Here is an 18,312-nt window from a genome sequence, read left to right on the forward strand (position 1 = left end):
CATCCGGCTTGGTCAGATCGATCAAGCTGAAAATTCTATTCCCTTTGGAGTACCATGGCGTTCATGCTTGTTGCCTAAGTAGCGACGCGCTAGCTGAGCCAATGTAGGCTTCCAGCCGCTCGCTGCTCAAGTCGTTCACGGCTTCCGGCGTCAAGCACCCGGCGTTGAAGAGCCCGAGGTATTGCCCCCTAGTCAGGGCGAGCGGCAAGTCTGTGAGCGGCAGCGCACCGGCCGGAAGGCCGAATTCGAGTCGTTGCAGAACTTCGTCGAGTCCCGCTAGGAATGTGGGCTGGTCCGGGAAGAGCACCGACAGGATTTGGTGCGTCGAGCGCAGATGAAAGCGAGTTGCGTCAGCGATTCCGATGATGTTTCCGTATCCGACAGCGCCTCCGAAGGGGGTAGTCGAGAACCGCTTCTCCAAAACATCGACGGGGGTGCCTTCGATCCAATCGTACAAGAGCGCGGCGCGCTTGCATCGGCACCAGAATTCAATCTCGTCCCGGCAATATCGCTGCAGTGCCTGCGTCATCGCATGCCCATAACGCTGCGCCACGTCATTGGCGCGCACGCTCTCCGAGCGCCCCCGCTTCATGACCGGTGTGTAGATCGCATCCATTTCGTCGAGGACCTGCACCATCGCCAGCACCCAAGTGGGCGACGTCTGTGCGGCGTTCAGTTGTTTCATCAACTCGACCAGCCGCAGGCTCGACTCAAACGACAAGGACGAAGCACCGCAGGCGCGTCCGAGCAGGGTCAGATGGATCAACTCGCCCTCGCGCTCGGCCAGCCCGGCCTGCAACAGGCGCTCGACTAGCGCGGTGACTTCATGCTCCACGATTCCGATCCATTGCGGGTTTGCGCGTGATGCAGAGTAGCCGCCGAACGTGTTGACCAGAAGGCCAGGAATTTCGGTGGCTCGCACGCCCCGAACTTGGCTAAGCAAGCGCAATGTCCAAGTTGGCAGGTCGCGTTGCTGGAAGGATGATTTCACGTCTTCGGGCACGCCGAGCACGTACTTCTGGAACAGTTGCGCGCGTCCCATCGGTGTTTCAGCAAGGATGATGGCCTTGCCGGTCTCGTTGTATCCGAGCCGTCCTGCCCGTCCTGCCATATTCTTGTACTCGGCGACGGTGAATGGGCGGCCGTCCTCACCGACGAACTCGTTCTCGGCTAGGATCACTGTCGAGGCCGGCGTGTTGATACCGGCAGCTAGCGTCGTGGTGGCGACCAGTGCATGGATACCGCCGCCAGCGCTGCGATAACCCTTCTCGACGGCTTCGCGTTCCGCGCGCAAGAGATTGGTGTTGTGGAACGCGGTGCCCCCCGCAAGGCATTCCCGCAGATCCTGCGAGGCGCCAGTCACATCCTGAGTCGGCAGCACGTCCAGGACGGTCGTCGCAGGACCCAGGCCCAATTCCTTGGACAAGTATTTGGCGCAACCCTGTGCCGGACCACGCATGTTGCGGAAGACCAGCAACTTCTCGCCCTGTGTTACCAGTTGCTGAACCAACGGCACGATCACGTCTTGCGAGCTGGGTTTGTCGCGACGCTGCACGATGCTATGCACAGGCAGCAGCGCTTCGGTCTTGGTGGTGCCATCCACATCAACGAACTGGAACGTCCCGCGCCGATCAAGTACGCCCTCGACCAGAGGCACAGGCCGCTCGCGGGACATCAATAAGGGCAGGTCGAGCCAGCGATCGAATCTGTTGAGGTTGCCAATTACCGCCGACAAGATCACCAGTTGCGGCTCGATGCCGCGCTGACGCGCCCGTAGCAGTAGCGCAAAAATCAACTCGACCGTAATGCCTCGATTGGGGTCCGTGATGAATTGACCCTCGTCAAGCACGACGAGGCCGAGCTGGTTGAGTAGGCGGGGCGAACCGAGCGTCAGATTGAGAAAGGTTTCGTAGGTGAAGAAACCTAGGTCATAGCGACCGCTCAATACGGGACCAATGCCATCCGTTGCATCACCGCTGCACCGAACGACGCGCAGGCCTGCAGGTCCGTATCGCTTGCTGAACTCCTCGAACTTCTCGTTGACCAGCGCCCGATATGGCAGCAGAAACGCCGCTTTCTTGCCGGCTGTGACCGCCTGAATCGCCGCTATTTCGCCGATCATGGTCTTACCCGAGCTGGTCGGTGCGACCACCAGCAGTGATCTGCCGGCCAGAACGCCATGCTCGTTGACGGCCTTGAGTTGCAGCGCGTTGAGGCCTTGCGGGAAATCCGTCGTCCATTGATCAACGATCTCCGGAGGAAAGCCGTCCGCGGACAATTCCGCAAATGATCCCGACATTTGCTGGACTGCTCTGGCCGGGAACGCTGCGGCGTAGTTGTCACCGCGCTTGAGAATAGGAAACACAAGGCCGCCTTGGACGTTGCCCAGGAATACAGGCGTCTGTGTCACGCTGATGCGCTCGGCCTCGACACGCGCCAGCCGGATGATCTCGCCGGCGATTTCAGGGAAGCTGACCGAGTCGCCGGCCGCACCCGTCAACGCCTCGATTACGGCATGCGTAAGCAGCCCGTGTCCGGTGCCTGGCTGCTCCCAGGCAGATTCGTTGGTTGCACAGGCGGCAAGCAGAATGCGCCCTTCGCCGTAAACCCCGGTCAACGCAAATGCGCTTCGAGGGCGCGCTGCAGCCTCCAGTACGCGTGCAGGCGCCTGTCCGCTGAAGCAGCAATCAAGCACGCACAGCACCGCACGCGCCTTCGTCGCCTTAAAGGCATCGGCCAAGTCCGCCATCGATAGGCCTGTACTGGAAAGATCGGCTGCGTTGGTATCGAACAGGACCAGGTTTCCATCGGGAGAGCCATGCCCAGCAAATGTGATGACGACCACGTCGTCTTGGTCCGAGGTCGACAGTGTTCCGAGGATGGCCTGCGAAACCTCTGCATGAGTGGCGGCCTCATCGACCAGCAGTCGGCCAGCCAAGCCTTCGACAGTGTCGGTGAACAGCGCCCATAATGCCGTAGCATCGCGGCGGGCCCCGCTCAGCTCAGGGATCGTCGGGTCGAGGTGTTTATTGATACCCACGAAAATTGCTTTGATCGCCACTCCGTCACCCATCAGATTCAAACCAGAATTGTTCAATTGCGTCGCTCGCGACGATATGACGCAACGCCCTCGCCTAGCGTAGCGCGTTAATTGTGGCTTCCACGGTCTGCATCAAAACTCCCGACTCAATCCTTAGAGGCGAACACGCAGTGCGCTTTTTGGCGCTGCCGTGCCCGCTATCTCAGCTGATGTGTCAGTCACACAGAAGCCTGAGCCACAGGTGGCGTTCACCAAGTCGGCGGCAGCAACGGCCATGAAGAGGGCCGCCACGATCTGGTGATCGATTCAATCGGTTCTGCGGTGGTCTGTTCATCGCTTTCGGCTTGGCCTTGCCGATCCACTCCATATTCGCTTATTCGGCGGGGGGACATCGCAACGTGCGTTACAGGTTGAACAATGCCTGTCCTTTCGAACCATAGATCTGGCAGGGCCGGGAGTGGGAGTAACCAAGCTGTCCTCGATTGATAGCTCCAGACCCTCTTAGCTCGTGGGCATCTCTTTCATTGGATTCATCGTGGACAGCCACTGGCACTGCCGATAGTAAACGGCAAGTGTTCGCGAGCGGTCGGTAAGGTCAGGAGCAAGCCAGGATACGTGCGCCCGTAGCGCCGAAATCATGCACAGGAAATCAATCGCTGCAATCGCCTTGTAGAAGTTGATTGGAGTTCCATAATCCTCGTCGTCGTAATCCCCATGCAGGATTCCATGGCGGTTAGTTTTGTCTAGATGAGGGTGTTTCTTTGAATTTATGTAGAGGTTCTGGTCTGCAAAGTCGGAAAATGATTCAAGCATGGAAATGAGCTCACCTACGACACCAATATCATCTTCGGTAACCTGTCGTATGCAATCCATTGCGAGCGCCTTGAACTGCGGGCGGATTTCCTTGACTGAAACACCACGGTTTTCTGCGAGTCGGCGAGCCGCGCCTTCTATGACTGGCATCAACCCTCCGACCGCGACGTGGTCTAGCCCCATGAAATGGGCCTGGACTGATTCTGCGATGATCGCCTTGTAGTCGTTTACAAAAGGTGTGATCGAATACCGGTCGCTTACCATGGCGGCAAGGTTGGATGGAGAGTAAACGTAGGCAAGTTGGGCTTGTAGATCTGATTGGGCAAACGATGGCCCTTTATCGGTGATTGCCTTGCAAATCCTCGAGATAAATCCCACGGTGACGTAAGGAGGGATAAACCAACCAACGCTGCCCAATGTGTTGCGGAAGTGCTCCAATGTACCGTTCACTCTTCCCTACCTTATCGTCGGCATGTATCAACGTAAGGTAGCATTGAAGCTCGTGATAAGCGCTCTCTAGGGGCGCAAGCAAGGAATATGTTTGGAGTTAAGTAGTGACAGATAAGATGAACGACGAAGCAGCAGCAAATGCTTTGTCAGGGTATAGGAAATTTCTACGCATTGAGGCCGCTCTGGTCATCGCTGGCATGCTCGGCGCCTTCACCATGAGCGGCTATGTACACCTTGAGAAGTATTACCTGACCCTCAACGTGTCGTTTGACCGACTGAATTTTGGAGCTCAAAAGTACGCAGTGTATGGCGGTGCAAGCATCGTCTCGTGGATAGCGGCCTGCATAGTCGGGATAGCTGCGGCACTCTTCATTGCGGTCATGCTGGCCTTGCTCGAGCGCCCTGGGAAGGTACAGGCTCCTCAGAGCATGCCGTCATGGATGGCCCGGATTGCTGATCGAGCTCGCGAGCTGCGCAGCTCACTGAAAATCATGGCGGGTATTTTTGCACTTGCCATTTTTCTGGCCGGCTCTTGGTACCTGACAATGCAATTCCCCTCAGGGGTGGGTAGAAAAGCAGCGCTGAACACTGCTGCAAAATGCAGTGAACGGACTCTGGTCTACAAGAACCTGGATCGGATACAGGCCTGCCAGATCGCCGAGTCAGACGACATGATTTTTCTGCTCAAACGATCCCGCGTTGATAAAGCCAGCGTCTCTTTCCACACCTTTGAAGTCCCCAAGGAAGGATTGCTCAGAATCGAAACTCAGGAAGAGGAGTTGCGCTTCGAGCCATAACTGAGAACGTTGGACAGGTCGAGGGTATGGCTCTCAACGGGAATTGACTGTTGCATCGACTTCACAGGAACTAACTCCACATATCGGTACTTCTTCTTGCTCACCTTGACCGCATTGTCGCCAGCGGCTGCAATCGACCCAAAGCAGACTGCCACGCCAAGCATCTGGAGAAGTGAGTGCGGCATTACGGCAGGCGCGTCACAATTTAGACGCGCACCTGCCCGACCGCTGTAAGCAATGTGTGAAGTTTTTGCCTGACCGGCTCGGCCGTCCGCGAGCTGTAACGCTGGAACTCTTCCTCAGCCGCCTGTTGGTTGCCGTTCATGGCTAGGACAAAGGCGTAAGCAAGAGGGTGTTGCACATAGTTGTAGAAGCCAAGTCCGGTTGATGAGGAGAACCCTCTTTTATGGCAATTGCATTTCAGCGGGCGAAACTGACCATAGGCGCTCGTTGCTGAGGAGGTGGGGAGCAACCCTTCATGAGGGCAGGCTTGGACGATGATTCTGGGCAAACGCTTGATCATGCGGCCGAAGACATCCAGGTCAGACATGCCGCGTGTCACGACAAGGGCGCCATGAATTTCGATCAATGCGCGCTCGGCCTTATCTAGCGCCTCTTGATCGGATGAGCCCGCTTCCCGGACGACGTTAGCGGGTTCGCCACGCAATTGCTGGAAGGTGGCAGCGATCGCACTTGCACGCGGACTAGACTGTCCACGAGAGGGAGAGAGCATGTTTAGCAGGCAAGATTGGGCGCCATTCTGGTACATGTTCTCCATGGCGGTGGCGAACAACTGCATTTTTATCTGTGGAGGATGGTCGCTCCTCAACAAGTTAAAAATATGAGTGCTCAACAACTCACATAGGTACTTCAGCACTTCTTCGGCGATTTGTTCTTTTTCGTCAGAGAAGCGATGTTAAAGGCTGGATTTGGAGAGCACGTTGCGTCCGAGAGCATGATGCGTCGACGCCCCAAACCGAACGATCAATACAGAAGCTAAACGTGCTGTGCTATCAATCGTCAAGCGCGTGCAGTAGCGAGGGGCTGCCGCCTATTTCGTCTCATCATTTGTTTTAAGTTTGATTTTCCAGCCTTCCTCAGCGTCGCGCACGACGTCACCTACCCAATCGACAAAGGCACGGACAGTGGGGGACAGATGGCGATTCTTGGGGTACAGCACCGATAGAGGGACCGCTGGAGCAGGACAGTCGACCAGCACTTGCTGGAGCTGTCCGCTGTCGAGGTGGTGGCGCACCATGTAACTCCCTGCCCGAATCAGGCCTAGGCCTTCGAGGGCGCAGGCGACATAAGCATCCGTGTCGTTGACGATGAGTTGTTCCGGCATGCGGATGCAGCGCTCTTCGCCGTCCATCACGAAATTCCATTCCAGAGAGCGCGCCGTTCGACTCGACAGGTAGCCGACGGCATGGTGATCGGCGAGGTCTTCGAGGGTTTTCGGTGTGCCGTACTGCGCAAGGTACGCGGGAGACGCACAGACAATCCAGTCAAAACTGCCGATACGCTTGGCCACCAGGGTGGGCGAGTCGTCGGGCGTGCCGGCGCGGATGACGCAATCAATGCCTTCCTGAATCAGTTCGACGGTGCGATCGGCCATCGTCAAGGTGAGTTCAACGTCAGGAAAGCGTGATTGAAAATCCTTGATGCGCGGCAGTACCACCAATCGTGCCAGTGACAGCGTCATGTCCACCCGTAAGCGGCCACGCGGTTTACCTGCGGATCCTGGGAAGCTCGACTCGACGGCTTCGATCTCCGCCAACAGCCGTCGGCACTGGTCATAATACAGCGTGCCGTCCGGGGTCAGACTGATGTGGCGGGTTGTTCTGCGCAACAGGCACACGCCAAGGAAGGCCTCCAGTTCTTTGACCGAACGGGTGACCCGCGAAGGTGGCAGGGATAGGCTCTCAGCGGCGCGGGTGAAACTGTGCATTTCCACGACTCGTGCATAGATCTGCATCGATTGAATACGGTCCAAAAGGCGCGCTCCGGCTCACGACATTAATTGCATTTGTAGCAATAAGCCGATTTTTATTCGAGCACTAAAAAACCGAGTGGCTTGATTTGACTCGATTATCAGTGGCGGTTATTCCATTTCAGGCAATAAACATAGCCAAGTTTCGGCCTAGATGACCTTAGGCCGCAGCCTCAGACTGGCGCGCATCCAAGTCTGGAATCGTTCCCATGAACCCCTTTAAAAAACAGTACCTGTTGGCGGTAGCCGTGCTCGCAGCGGTCGGCACCGGCGGCGCTTTCTGGAAACCCGTCGCTGACGCTCAGGCTGAGCCTGCGGCGCCACTGCCCGCCGTTAAATACAAATCCGCGCAATTGCGCTGGGTGGCCGACTCCCAGGATTTTACCGGGCGCCTTGAGGCCGTCGATGTAGTGGACGTGCGTCCGAAAGTGGCGGGTACGCTGCTGAACGTCCATTTCAAGGACGGGCAAATCGTCCGTCAGAATGACCTGTTGTTCACCATTGATCCTGCGCCGTTCGAAACCCAAGTGCGTCAGGCTCAGGCCAGCGTTGCCGGTGCGAAAGAGCGGCAGCGGCATGCCGACGTCGAACAGGCACGGGGCAAGCGCTTGCTGGACTCGAACTCGATCGCACGCCGGGATTTCGACACCGTCGACAATGCCGCGCGTGAGGCGGCGGCAGCCTTGAAAGGCGCGCAGGCCGCGTTGGCCCAGGCGCAACTGATGCTCAGCTACACCCAGGTCCGGGCGCCCATCGCGGGCCGCATTTCCCGGGCGGAAATCACCGTCGGTAACGTGGTTGCGGCCGGCGGCGACGCATTGCCACTGACCCGGATCGTCTCCGACGGCAAGCTCTATGCGTCGTTCAATGTGGACGAACAGAGTTACCTGCGACTCGTCGCGCCGTCGCTGCGCGCAGGCAGCCAGCCGGTTATCAAGGTGGGGTTGGCCAATGACGAGGCGTTCCCGTATTCCGCGGTCATCGAGTCGCTGGATAACCAGATGGACACCCGTTCCGGCACGGTACGCGTGCGCGCGCGGCTCGAAAAAGTCACGCCGGACATGCTCTCAGGGCTCCAGGCCCGTGTCCGCCTGCAAGGGGGCGCCGCATACAAGGCGGTAATGATCGACGAGGCGGTGGTGGGCACCGATCAGGACCGCAAATACGTGTTGGTGGTCAATGCACAGAGCAAGGTCGAACGACGTTTCATCGAGCTCGGCACCTTGCAAGGTACAGACCGCGTGGTGCGCAGCGGCGTGCAAGCCAATGAGAAGGTGATCGTGGACGGCGCCTTCCGTGCAACGCCGGGTGCCGAGGTCTCGGCGGTCGCGGCGGATGCGCAGCCTGCCGGACAGGCCGAATCGGCCAGCGCCTCCCTGGGAGGTCGGTCGTGAACATCTCGAAGTTCTTCATCGACAGGCCCATCTTTGCCTGTGTGATCTCGGCGCTGATTCTGCTGGCGGGCATCGTGTCGGCGTTCAACATGCCCGTTTCCGAATACCCGCAGGTCATTCCGCCGTCGGTCATCGTCCACGCGCAATACCCCGGTGCCAACGCCAAGACCATCGCCGAGACCGTCGCCGCGCCACTGGAACAATCCATCAATGGCGTGCAGGACATGCTGTACATGGATTCCAAGGCCAGCGGCGACGGGCATTTGTACCTGACTGTGACGTTCAAGCTGGGCACCGACCCTGACCGAGCGCAGCAACTGGTGCAGACCCGGGTGTCCCAGGCGCAGGCACGCTTGCCTGAAGACGTCCAGCGCCTGGGGGTCACCGCGGTCAAGAACCCGCCGATCATCACCATTTCCGTGCACATGGTGTCGCCGCACGGTACCTACGACAACAACTACGTCAGTAACTACGCCATTCTCCACGTGAAGGACCGTCTGGCGCGGATTGCCGGTGTCGGCGAGGTGTCGATCTGGGGGCCGGGTGGATACGCCATGCGCGTGTGGCTGAACCCGGCAGCGCTGGCCGAGCGCGGCCTGAGTGCCACTGACGTGGCCGATGCTATCCGCCGTCAAAATATTCAAGCGGCGGTGGGCACCATCGGCAGCGCGCCCACCCCGTCGAGCACCGCTTTCCAGCTCAACGTCAACGCCGATGGCCGCTTGAAGACGCCTGATGAGTTCAAGAGCATCGTGATCAAGTCCGACGGTCGGGGTGCAATCACCCGTCTGGGCGATGTCGCACGGGTCGAACTGGGTGCCGAGGACTACGGCATTCGGGCCACGCTGGACAACGCACCGGCCGTTGCCGTGACGGTGCAGGAAGCGCCGGGCGCCAACTCGCTGCAGATTTCCCGTGAAGTGCATCGCGTCATGCAGGAGCTGGAAAAAGACTTCCCGCAGGATTTGATCTACCGGGTCGTCTACGAACCTAGCCGCGCCGTGCAAAACGGCATCGATGCGGTGATCGAAACGCTGTTGGAGTCGGTGGCGCTGGTCGTGCTAGTGGTGTTCCTGTTCCTGCAAACCTGGCGGGCCTCGATCATTCCGCTGCTGGCCGTGCCGATCTCGATCATCGGCACCTTCACTTTCCTGCTGCTGGCGGGTTACTCCATCAACACCCTGTCGTTGTTCGGTCTGGTGGTGGCCATCGGGATCGTGGTGGACGACGCCATCGTGGTGGTGGAAAACGTCGAGCGAAACATCGGCCGCGGGCTTACGCCCCGTGAAGCGACCTACCAGGCGATGCGTGAAGTCAGCGGGCCGATCATCGCCATTGCGTTGACCCTGTCCGCAGTGTTCCTGCCGCTGGCGTTCCTCAGTGGCTTGACCGGCGAGTTCTACAAGCAGTTCGCGGTCACCATCGCCATTTCGACGCTGATCTCGGCGGTGAACTCGCTGACCCTGTCGCCCGCGTTGTCGGCCCTGCTGTTGCGAGGTCACGACGCGCGACCTGACGCCGTGACCCGTGTGACGAACGCGCTCTTCGGTCGATTTTTCGGACGCTTCAATCGCACCTTTGACCGCGCTTCGCAAAGCTATGGCGGCAGCATCGCAGGACTGGTCCGCCACAAAGGCGCGATGCTTGGCGTATATGCCGGTTTGCTCGCAGCCACTTGGTGGCTGACGGGCCATGTGCCGGGCGGCTTCGTTCCGGCACAAGACAAGGAATTCCTGGTCAGTCTCGCGCAACTGCCGGAGGGGGCAACGCTGGACCGTACCGAAGCGGTGATGACCCGCATGAACGAAATCGCGCTCAAGCATCCTGCCGTGATGGGCACCTCGGCCTACAGCGGCTTGTCGATCAACGCCGTGACCAAGAGTTCGAGCACCGCGCTGAGCTTCGTCCTGCTCAAGCCGTTCAGCAAACGCAGGGGAATCAGTGCCAATCAGGTGGCTGCTGACCTGGGCCGTGAGTTCTCGAAGATCGGCAACGCCTTTACCGGAATATTTCCTCCACCGCCGGTCTGGGGGCTTGGCACACTGGGCGGCTTCAAACTGCAGATCGAAGACCGTGCCGATGCCGGTTATGAGGCGCTGTATCAGGCGACCCAGGCGTTCATCAAGAAAGCCGCCGAAGCGCCGGAGCTGGGGCCACTGTTCTCCACCTACACGGTTAACGTGCCGCAGTTGAAAGTCGACATTGACCGCGCCAAAGCGCAGCAACTGGGCGTCGATACACCGACCGTGCTGAATACCCTTCAGGCATTCCTTGGTTCTTACTACGTCAATGACTTCAACTTCCTCGGGCGTGTCTATCAGGTGCGTATGCAGGCTGATGCGCCGTTTCGCTCGCACCCGGATGACATCGGCCAGTTGCACGTACGCGGCGTGGGAGGGCAGATGGTGCCGCTGGCCTCGCTGGCGAAAGTCACCCAGACCTACGGCCCGGATCAGGTGGTGCGGTACAACGGTTTTACCGCCGCAGACATCAGTGGCAGCCCAGCCCCCGGCTACTCGTCGGACCAGGCAATGGCCGCGATCGAGCGCATCGCGGCACAGACGCTGCCAGCGGGCATGGGCTTCGAATGGACCGATCTGACCTATCAGCAAATCATCGCCGGTAACACGGCCATCTGGATTCTGCCGTTGTGTGTATTGTTAGTCTTCTTCGTACTCGCTGCCCAGTACGAAAGCCTGACCCTGCCGCTGGCGATCATCCTGATCATCCCGATGAGCATTTTCTCGGCGTTGTTGGGTGTCTGGCTGACCCAGGGCGACAACAACATCTTCACCCAGATCGGCTTGATCGTCCTCGTGGGGCTAGCGTCGAAGAACGCCATTCTGATCGTCGAGTTCGCCCGCGAACTGGAAATCGCCGGGAAGTCCACTGTCCAGGCAGTGATCGAGGCGTGCCGCCTGCGTTTGCGGCCCATCCTGATGACGTCGATGGCGTTCATCATGGGCGTGATTCCGTTGGTGATGTCCTCGGGGGCCGGTTCGGAAATGCGTCAGGCGATGGGCATCTCGGTGTTCTTCGGGATGATCGGCGTGACCTTGTTCGGCCTGTTCCTCACGCCGCTGTTCTACGTCGTGGTGCGTGCACTCAGCGGTTACAAGCCGTTGCACAGCGCGGCGCACCACGACGCCCCGGCGCTGGTTTCTCATCATCACGATCAACCACAGCCGGAGCGTCTGGCATGACTTATCTCATCCATCCTGTCGGGCGAGTGGTGCGCAAACCTCAGCATTTGCTCAGTGTTGCAGTCGGTCTGGCGCTGCTGTCGGCGTGCTCGGTGGCGCCCGTCGAGCATCGTCCGGACATGCAACTGCCGACACAGTTCGTCGAAGCCGGTGAGCCATCGACCACACCGTTGACCGCGTCGGAAACCCCCGGACGCTGGCAGCCCGCGCAGCCAGCAGAGACACAAAAACCGTCACCCTGGTGGAGGATGCTGGGTGATCCGGTGCTTGAACGGCTGGAAGCCCAGGCGCTGCAAGCCAATCCGGACGTCAGCATCGCCATGGCCCGCCTCAAACAGGCGCGGGCGTTGACTGCGCGCAGTGAATCGGCGCGCTTCCCCGATGTTGATGCGGGATTCGGCCCGACTCGGCAGCGCACGTCAGGGGCTGTCGATGGACGTGGCGACGGCGAACCCGGCACCACGCAAACCCTGTGGCGCGCACAAGCCGCGGTGGCGTATGAGGTCGATCTGTTTGGCCGCGTGTCCGCAGGCGTCACGGCGGCGCGAGCAGATGCCGCCCAGCAGCAGGCGCTGGCTGACCAGATGTTGCTGCTGATTCAGGCCGACGTCGCCCGTACCTATTTCAGCCTGCGTCAATTGGAGAGTGAACGCCGCTTGCTGGCAGACACCGTGACGCTGCGCGACGACACCGCGAAGCTGCTGACCCGCCGACTCGACAACGGTGCAGTAGCCCACTACGTGGTCGATCAGGCGCAGACAGAGCTGTATTCCACCCGTGCCGAGCAACTGGCCGTGGAGCAGCAATACGCGCTGACCGCGTATGCCTTGGCGACATTGCTGGGCCAAACCCCGGCTGCGTTTTCGCTGGCGAGCGAGCCGGTGGCGCCGATTACCGTCCAACTGCCCCCGGGCTTGCCCTCGACCTTGCTGGAGCGTCGACCCGACATCGCCGCGGCCGAGCGGGCCATGGCCGCCGAGAACGCCCGGATCGGCGTGGCGAAAGCCGCATTTTTTCCGTCGCTGTCGCTGACCGGTGCATTGGGTTACGAGTCCACGGACCTGGGCAACCTGGCCCATTGGTCGCAACGCACCTTTCTCTTGGGGCCGCTGGTGGGCACGGCGTTGAACCTGCCGCTGTTCGATGGAGGGCGGCGCAAGGCTGACGTTGCCCGCGCCCGCGCCGTTTATGAAGAGCGGGTCGGCGAATACCGCAAGACCGTGCTGCAGGCGTTCCGTGAAGTCGAGGATGCGTTGGTGTCCTTGCGTACGCTCGACGCGCGAATCGTTCAGCAACGGGGCGCGCAAGAGGCGTCGTCGCGGGTCGCACACTCGGCGAAATCGCGCTTCGACGAAGGCGACGTGGACTATCTGGTGGTGGTCGATGCGCAGCGCACGCTGCTGCGTAACCGGCAATCGCTGATCCAGTCCGAGGGTGCGCGAGCGCGGGCCACGGTCGATCTGGTGCGCGCCCTTGGCGGCGGCTGGCAGGCCGATGCGCCACAACAGGCGTTTCAACCCACTGAAGTGCATCCCGACGGGCGTCGGGGCTGACTCAAGGTCAGCCCTTGCGGCTGACGTCCGTTCGAACGCTGTGTGATGGGAGATGAGTGTTATGTCCGTTTCAGATTTGTTCAAACCGCTGACGCTGCTTCACGGCCCGGCGATGCGCAACCGCTTCATGCTGGCACCGCTGACCAACCAGCAAAGCGACCACGACGGCACGGCGAGCGTGTTCGATCAACAGTGGATCGAACAGCTCGCCCAGGGCGGGTATGGCTTGATCCAGACCTGCGCCACTTACGTCGAAGCCAGCGGCATCGGTTTCGAGCGGCAGTTGGGCATCAACTGCGACGCACAGCTGGCGGGACTGAGCAAAATGGCGAGCGCGATCCGTGCTGGCGGCGGCCTGTCAGCGGTGCAATTGCACCATGCCGGGCATCGCGCTAATCCGCTGATTGGTGGCATCCCGGCACCGGCGTCCGATTACACCGTGCCGGGGGTGAAAGCGTTGACCACTGAACAGGTGGAGCGCATTCGCGACAGTTTTATCGCCGGTGCCGTGCGTGCGGAAAAAGCGGGCTTCGACGGGGTGGCGATTCATGGCGCCTTTGGCTGGATCCTCTCGGAATTCATGTCGCCGCTGTACAACGATCGCACGGACCAGTACGGCGGCAGCGTCGACAATCGCGCGCGCCTGACGATTGAAGTGATCGAGGGGATCCGCCGTGCCTGCGGACCCGATTTCCAGATCGGCTGGCGCCTGTCGGTCGAGCGCTACGGCTTGCTGCTGGACGAGTTGCGCGAGATCACCGCTGATATTCTCCAGCGCGAATTGATTGACTACCTGGACTTGGCACTGTGGGATTCCGCACAGATCGTTCAAGAGGGCACGTTCAAAGGCCAGAGCATGCTCAGCGTTTTCACCAGCCTGCCGCGAGCGGGTGTGCGCCTGGGCGCTGCCGGCAAGATCATGACCGCGCGCCGGGCGGGCGAGTTGCTGGATGAAGGCTGCGATTTCGTCTTGATCGGCCGGGCCAGCATCCTGCAGCGCGATTTCCCGCTACAAGTCCTGGAAAACCCGGCGTACGAGAGCCCAAGGTTGCCGGTGCCAGCGGACTACTTGCGTCAACGTGGATTGAGCGAGCGCTTCATCAATCACATGCGCGGCTGGCAGAGTTTCGTGGTACGGGGCAGCCTGTGATTCACACGGCGTTCTCCAGGCGGGTCGACGCCGTCAACATCTTTGAAATCATCGTCCCGCCGGCCCGGGAAGCCACCTTCAAACGGCAGGTTTTTGAGTTCATGGAGAGGTTTGAGCGGCTGCCAGATTGCATCGCTTACGGATTGACTCGCGGCGCCCGAAGACCTAAGGGCTGGTTGCTGAGCGGCTACTGGAGCAACCGGGACGCCATGTACGCACATTTTGCCGCAGGCGACCTCAACATGCTGATCTGGCTAGTCAGCCAACACGCGACCAGTGTGCGATTCAGCAGTTACCTGCCAGCGAATGAGAAGGGCAGATGAATCATGATGACGGTGCAAACTCTGATGATTGACGGCCAGCAGTTTCAGAAATTCGACCTCAACGCCTTGGTCACTTTCATGATGGTCTACCAGCAAGGCGGGGTGTCCAAAGCTGCGCACATCCTAAACGTCACGCAGCCAGCGGTCAGCAACGTGCTCAGCAAATTGAGAAAACGCTTCAACGATCCGTTGTTCATCCCGTGTGGACGAACACTACGGCCTACCATTAAGGCCGATCGGATTGCACAGACACTCGCGCCTGCGATGTTGACCGTACAAGCGATCATCATGGACGACGCTGAGGAGGAAACTTGATCAACAAACTATTAGCGATGGAGGTGTTCGTGCAAGTTGTGGACACCGGTGGATTCACTCGCGCGGCAGAAAACATGAAATTGCCCAAGGCAACCGTGACCACCCTGATCCAGTCACTGGAGGTGTCGTTGTCGGTCAAGTTGCTCAATCGCACTACACGGCACGTCAGCGTCACCGCCGAGGGGGCGTCGTTCTATGCGCGCTGCCTGCGCATTTTGGCCGAGGTGCGCGACGCCGAAGACGCGGTTTCGCGCAACCGCCTCAGCCCGTCCGGTCGCTTGCGGGTCGATGTGCCTACGGGGCTGGCCAGCGAGGTGATCATCCCGGCATTGTCGGATTTCTTCGAGCGTTATCGGGACATCAGCCTGGAGCTCGGCTGCAGTGACCGCTCCGTGGACCTGGTCGAGGAGGGGGTGGATTGCGCCATACGCGGGGGGCGGCAGTTGGCGGATTCGCGTCTGATCGCGCGTGCGGTCGGGACCATGCGCTACGCCACCTGTGCGGCGCCTGCGTACCTCGAGCGCCATGGTCGTCCGTTGCACCCCAATGATTTGGCCCAGCACCGTTGCGTCAATTATTTCTCGGCGCGCACCGGCAAAATGTTCGACTGGTACTTCACCCGAGGCGTCGAGCGCGTGCAGGTCGCCTTGTCCAGCCATATCGCACTGAGCGACAGCTACGCATACACCGCAGCGGGATTGTCCGGGCTCGGGATCGTGCAGATGGCGGACTTTCTGATGGCGCCCTGGGTGCGTGACGGCCGCCTGATCGCAGTGCTCGATGACTGGGTCAACGAGCCCCTGCCGGTCTACGCGGTCTATCCGGAAAACCGCCACCTCTCGACCAAGGTCAGGGTGTTCGTTGACTGGATCGCCGAGTTGTTCGCCCGCACCCGCACCTTGCGACGGGAACCGCCTTCGGTGGCCGCGCAAGGTGCGGAGTGAAGGGTAACTCCTCGTCATTCACCGATTACGCGGCGCGAAGGCCTTCTGCGGTCAGCGCTGCGCGTACGCAAGGGCGTTGTTCCATCCTGGCCAGGAAGGCCTGGATCGCTGTGTAGCCGGTGGTGTCGATGTTCACCCGCAAAGGCCACGTCAGGACGTTGTACAAATAGCCGTCCGCCAGGCAAAACTGTTTACCCAGCACGTAATCGTGGCTGGAAAGGTGGTCCTCGATCGTTGCGAAGACTTTCGCCAGGTTGCCCTCCGCGAAACGCTTCTTCGAGGCTTCGTCAATGAACGAGGAGAACATCACCGCCATGCCTTTATGCAGGTCGGTGGCGACGAAGTTCAGCCACTCCATTGCCGAGTAGCGCTCGCGTGTGCCGGTTGGCGGAAGCAGATGACGTTCTGGGTGCTGATCGGCGATCCATTGAAGAATCACCGCGCCTTCGGTGATGACGTCGCCGTTGTCCAGTTGCAGCGCCGGGACGTAACCTTTCGGCGTGACAGCGTGGTAGTCGCCTTCGGCGGTTTGCTTGGTGCCAAAATCCACCTTGACCAGCTCAAAGTCCAGCCCGGCCTCGCGCAACGCGATTTGTGGCGACAGCCCACAGGAGCCCGGAGAAAAATACAGCTTCATAATCACCTCTGTTTACGTGGTTAACCGCTTCGTTACTTGAAGAAAGGCGCGAAGTCCGCGGCGTCGTGACGTTCGCGCAGGTGTTCGCCCGGCGCGTTGGACGTACGATTGACCAGACGACCACGGGCTACGGCAGGGCGTGCAGCAATGGCGTGATACCAACGCAGCAGATGCGTGTACTGCTCGACCCCGAGGAATTCATGGGTGCCGTACACCCCGAACAGGCTGCCGGGGTGCCAGGGCCACACCGCCATGTCAGCGATGGTGTACTGATCGCCCGCCAGGAACTCGTGGGACGCCAGATGCGTGTCCAGCACGTGCAACTGGCGCTTGGTTTCCATGGCGTAGCGGTCGATGGCGTACTCGATCTTGATCGGCGCGTAGGCGTAGAAATGACCAAGGCCGCCGCCCACGAAAGGCGCGGTGCCCATCTGCCACATCAGCCAGTTGAACGTCTCGGACCGCGCCCGTGGTTCGGTGGGCAGAAATGCACCGAAGCGTTCCGCCAGGTAGACCATGATCGAACCGCTCTCGAATACCGGCAGCGCGGGGTCCATGGAGTGGTCCACCAATGCCGGTATTTTCGAATTCGGGTTGATGCCCACGAAGCCGCTGCCAAACTGATCGCCCTTGAAAATGTCGATCAGCCAGGCGTCATACTCGGCTCCTGCGTGGCCGAGCTCCAGTAGCTCTTCCAGCAGAATCGTGACCTTCTGCCCATTGGGCGTGCCTAGGGAATACAGTTGAAGCGGGTGCTTGCCGACCGGCAACGCCTGTTCGAAGCGCGCGCCCGAATCAGGACGGTTGATGCTCGCGAACTGACCGCCGTATGCAGTTTTCGGCTGCCAGACGGTATCCGGCACATACCCGGCGGGTTGATTGTCTTGCGGATTGTGGGTCATGAGTCACTCCATGAATGCCCGTATGACTGGGCCCAGGAAAGGAAAGCGAATACCGTTCAGCAGCGCTGGGCGGGATGTGGAAACTCTATCGAGTCACGGAAAACCCATATACGGGCGAGCGCCGAAATGAGTGTTCAGCGGGCTGAACAATGACGGTGAGGAGTCGTTGCCGATGATCGCGCGGATCGATGGCAGATCACCTGAAGACAAAGCATTGAGTAGCCGTCTGCTCTTGGGCGGTGAAGGAGGGCGGCACACCCCGAACGCCTGCGTCGCCGGAGCAGACGATGGGCATGCATCGTGCGATGGCGGGAAGCACAATTGTTCCGTTGCTTGCTGCTTGGTTGCATGCGCTTGGTTCGACTGAGGCAGTCGAGGTGTTAAGCCGCCTTGCTCAGAAGGAGTTGAAGGACTGTACTTTGCAGCTTTGGCTACCGGACACCGCGTCAGAAGAGAATTTTTATGTAAGTAACAGCTCTCATGGACGAGCCCTTTGTGGGTTGCCGTTGAACAAAGGCGGACGCCAACTCATTGCCACCATAGCAGAGGCATGCCGTAAGGATTCAAGCTTGCAGAATCTATCGCCTATAAAGTCAGGTTTTTGGCCAGTGGTCATGGTTGCCTGCCACCATTATGAGTTACCAGTCCCACCGGGGTTTTGGATCAGTTCGTTAATGGAGCCTGGGTCGGAGCTGGAAGCTGATTAGCGTCGAAGCCTGTTGGCGTCGTATTAGCCTTAAGCGGGCCCATATGGTGAGTCCGCTCTTGGGCGATAGCGACCAGTCATGACCGACCGCTCTT

At 59.8% G+C, this 18,312-nt stretch carries 14 protein-coding genes; 8 read left to right on the forward strand and 6 right to left on the reverse strand.

Annotated features, from left to right (window positions below; translation table 11 throughout):
• Positions 1-61: 61 nt before the first annotated feature.
• Both AC1MEK_RS17205 and AC1MEK_RS17210 read right to left on the reverse strand, forming a co-directional pair.
• On the reverse strand, positions 62-3,097 hold the full coding sequence (locus AC1MEK_RS17205) for a DEAD/DEAH box helicase (RefSeq protein WP_480397475.1): 3,036 nt from the start codon (positions 3,095-3,097) through the stop codon (positions 62-64).
• Positions 3,098-3,541: 444 nt separating this feature from the next.
• Positions 3,542-4,303, reverse strand: coding sequence for a hypothetical protein (locus AC1MEK_RS17210; RefSeq protein WP_480397476.1), 762 nt, complete (start codon positions 4,301-4,303; stop codon positions 3,542-3,544).
• A gap of 116 nt (positions 4,304-4,419) precedes the next feature.
• Between AC1MEK_RS17210 and AC1MEK_RS17215 the strand changes: the two genes are divergently transcribed.
• Positions 4,420-5,100: a hypothetical protein gene (locus tag AC1MEK_RS17215; protein ID WP_480397477.1), complete on the forward strand. Its 681-nt coding sequence runs from the start codon at positions 4,420-4,422 to the stop codon at positions 5,098-5,100.
• 205 nt (positions 5,101-5,305) lie between these two features.
• Here the strand turns inward: AC1MEK_RS17215 and AC1MEK_RS17220 are convergent, their stop codons facing one another.
• Entirely contained in the window at positions 5,306-5,899 is a 594-nt protein-coding gene (locus AC1MEK_RS17220; protein WP_480397478.1) for a hypothetical protein, read from the reverse strand.
• A 252-nt stretch (positions 5,900-6,151) separates the two neighbouring features.
• Complete coding sequence (locus tag AC1MEK_RS17225; protein WP_480397479.1) at positions 6,152-7,093, reverse strand: LysR family transcriptional regulator; 942 nt, start codon at positions 7,091-7,093, stop codon at positions 6,152-6,154.
• A gap of 206 nt (positions 7,094-7,299) precedes the next feature.
• Here AC1MEK_RS17225 and AC1MEK_RS17230 point away from each other — a divergent pair, with 206 nt between their 5' ends.
• The 7 genes from AC1MEK_RS17230 to AC1MEK_RS17260 all read left to right on the forward strand — a co-directional run bounded on the left by AC1MEK_RS17230 (position 7,300) and on the right by AC1MEK_RS17260 (position 15,972).
• Entirely contained in the window at positions 7,300-8,484 is a 1,185-nt protein-coding gene (locus AC1MEK_RS17230) for an efflux RND transporter periplasmic adaptor subunit (protein WP_480397480.1), read from the forward strand.
• Positions 8,481-11,687, forward strand: a complete 3,207-nt coding sequence (locus AC1MEK_RS17235) for an efflux RND transporter permease subunit (RefSeq protein ID WP_480397481.1) — start codon at positions 8,481-8,483, stop codon at positions 11,685-11,687. Before AC1MEK_RS17230 ends, AC1MEK_RS17235 begins: the two co-directional genes overlap by 4 nt.
• Complete coding sequence (locus tag AC1MEK_RS17240) at positions 11,684-13,240, forward strand: efflux transporter outer membrane subunit (RefSeq protein WP_480397482.1); 1,557 nt, start codon at positions 11,684-11,686, stop codon at positions 13,238-13,240. Before AC1MEK_RS17235 ends, AC1MEK_RS17240 begins: the two co-directional genes overlap by 4 nt.
• Positions 13,241-13,301: 61 nt before the next feature.
• The gene (locus tag AC1MEK_RS17245; protein ID WP_480397483.1) at positions 13,302-14,390 is read left to right on the forward strand and encodes an NADH:flavin oxidoreductase; all 1,089 of its coding nucleotides are present in this window, start codon (positions 13,302-13,304) and stop codon (positions 14,388-14,390) included.
• Positions 14,387-14,713, forward strand: a complete 327-nt coding sequence (locus tag AC1MEK_RS17250) for a putative quinol monooxygenase (RefSeq protein ID WP_480397484.1) — start codon at positions 14,387-14,389, stop codon at positions 14,711-14,713. The genes AC1MEK_RS17245 and AC1MEK_RS17250 overlap by 4 nt, the downstream gene beginning before the upstream one ends.
• A 3-nt stretch (positions 14,714-14,716) precedes the next feature.
• Positions 14,717-15,028 (forward strand): LysR family transcriptional regulator, encoded by a 312-nt coding sequence (locus AC1MEK_RS17255; RefSeq protein WP_480397485.1) that lies wholly within the window; start codon positions 14,717-14,719, stop codon positions 15,026-15,028.
• Positions 15,025-15,972 (forward strand): LysR family transcriptional regulator, encoded by a 948-nt coding sequence (locus tag AC1MEK_RS17260; RefSeq protein WP_480397486.1) that lies wholly within the window; start codon positions 15,025-15,027, stop codon positions 15,970-15,972. The genes AC1MEK_RS17255 and AC1MEK_RS17260 overlap by 4 nt, the downstream gene beginning before the upstream one ends.
• Before the next feature lie 25 nt (positions 15,973-15,997).
• On the opposite strand, the gene gstA is transcribed toward AC1MEK_RS17260, so the two are convergent.
• Positions 15,998-16,609, reverse strand: a complete 612-nt coding sequence (gene gstA, locus AC1MEK_RS17265; RefSeq protein WP_480397487.1) for a glutathione transferase GstA — start codon at positions 16,607-16,609, stop codon at positions 15,998-16,000.
• Between the two features lie 32 nt (positions 16,610-16,641).
• Entirely contained in the window at positions 16,642-17,511 is an 870-nt protein-coding gene (yghU, locus tag AC1MEK_RS17270; protein ID WP_480397488.1) for a glutathione-dependent disulfide-bond oxidoreductase, read from the reverse strand.
• Between the last annotated feature and the right edge of the window lie 801 nt (positions 17,512-18,312).

This window comes from Pseudomonas sp. 2 (genome assembly GCF_056627435.1).

What these genes read in the sequence shown, in the direction of transcription:
- AC1MEK_RS17215 (WP_480397477.1), top strand. Translation starts at nt 4,420, where the DNA reads ATGAACGACGAAGCAGCAGCAAATGCTTTGTCAGGGTATAGGAAATTT.
- AC1MEK_RS17220 (WP_480397478.1), bottom strand. Translation starts at nt 5,899, where the DNA reads ATGCAGTTGTTCGCCACCGCCATGGAGAACATGTACCAGAATGGCGCC.
- AC1MEK_RS17230 (WP_480397480.1), top strand. Translation starts at nt 7,300, where the DNA reads ATGAACCCCTTTAAAAAACAGTACCTGTTGGCGGTAGCCGTGCTCGCA.
- AC1MEK_RS17240 (WP_480397482.1), top strand. Translation starts at nt 11,684, where the DNA reads ATGACTTATCTCATCCATCCTGTCGGGCGAGTGGTGCGCAAACCTCAG.
- AC1MEK_RS17245 (WP_480397483.1), top strand. Translation starts at nt 13,302, where the DNA reads ATGTCCGTTTCAGATTTGTTCAAACCGCTGACGCTGCTTCACGGCCCG.
- AC1MEK_RS17255 (WP_480397485.1), top strand. Translation starts at nt 14,717, where the DNA reads ATGATGACGGTGCAAACTCTGATGATTGACGGCCAGCAGTTTCAGAAA.
- gstA (WP_480397487.1), bottom strand. Translation starts at nt 16,609, where the DNA reads ATGAAGCTGTATTTTTCTCCGGGCTCCTGTGGGCTGTCGCCACAAATC.
- yghU (WP_480397488.1), bottom strand. Translation starts at nt 17,511, where the DNA reads ATGACCCACAATCCGCAAGACAATCAACCCGCCGGGTATGTGCCGGAT.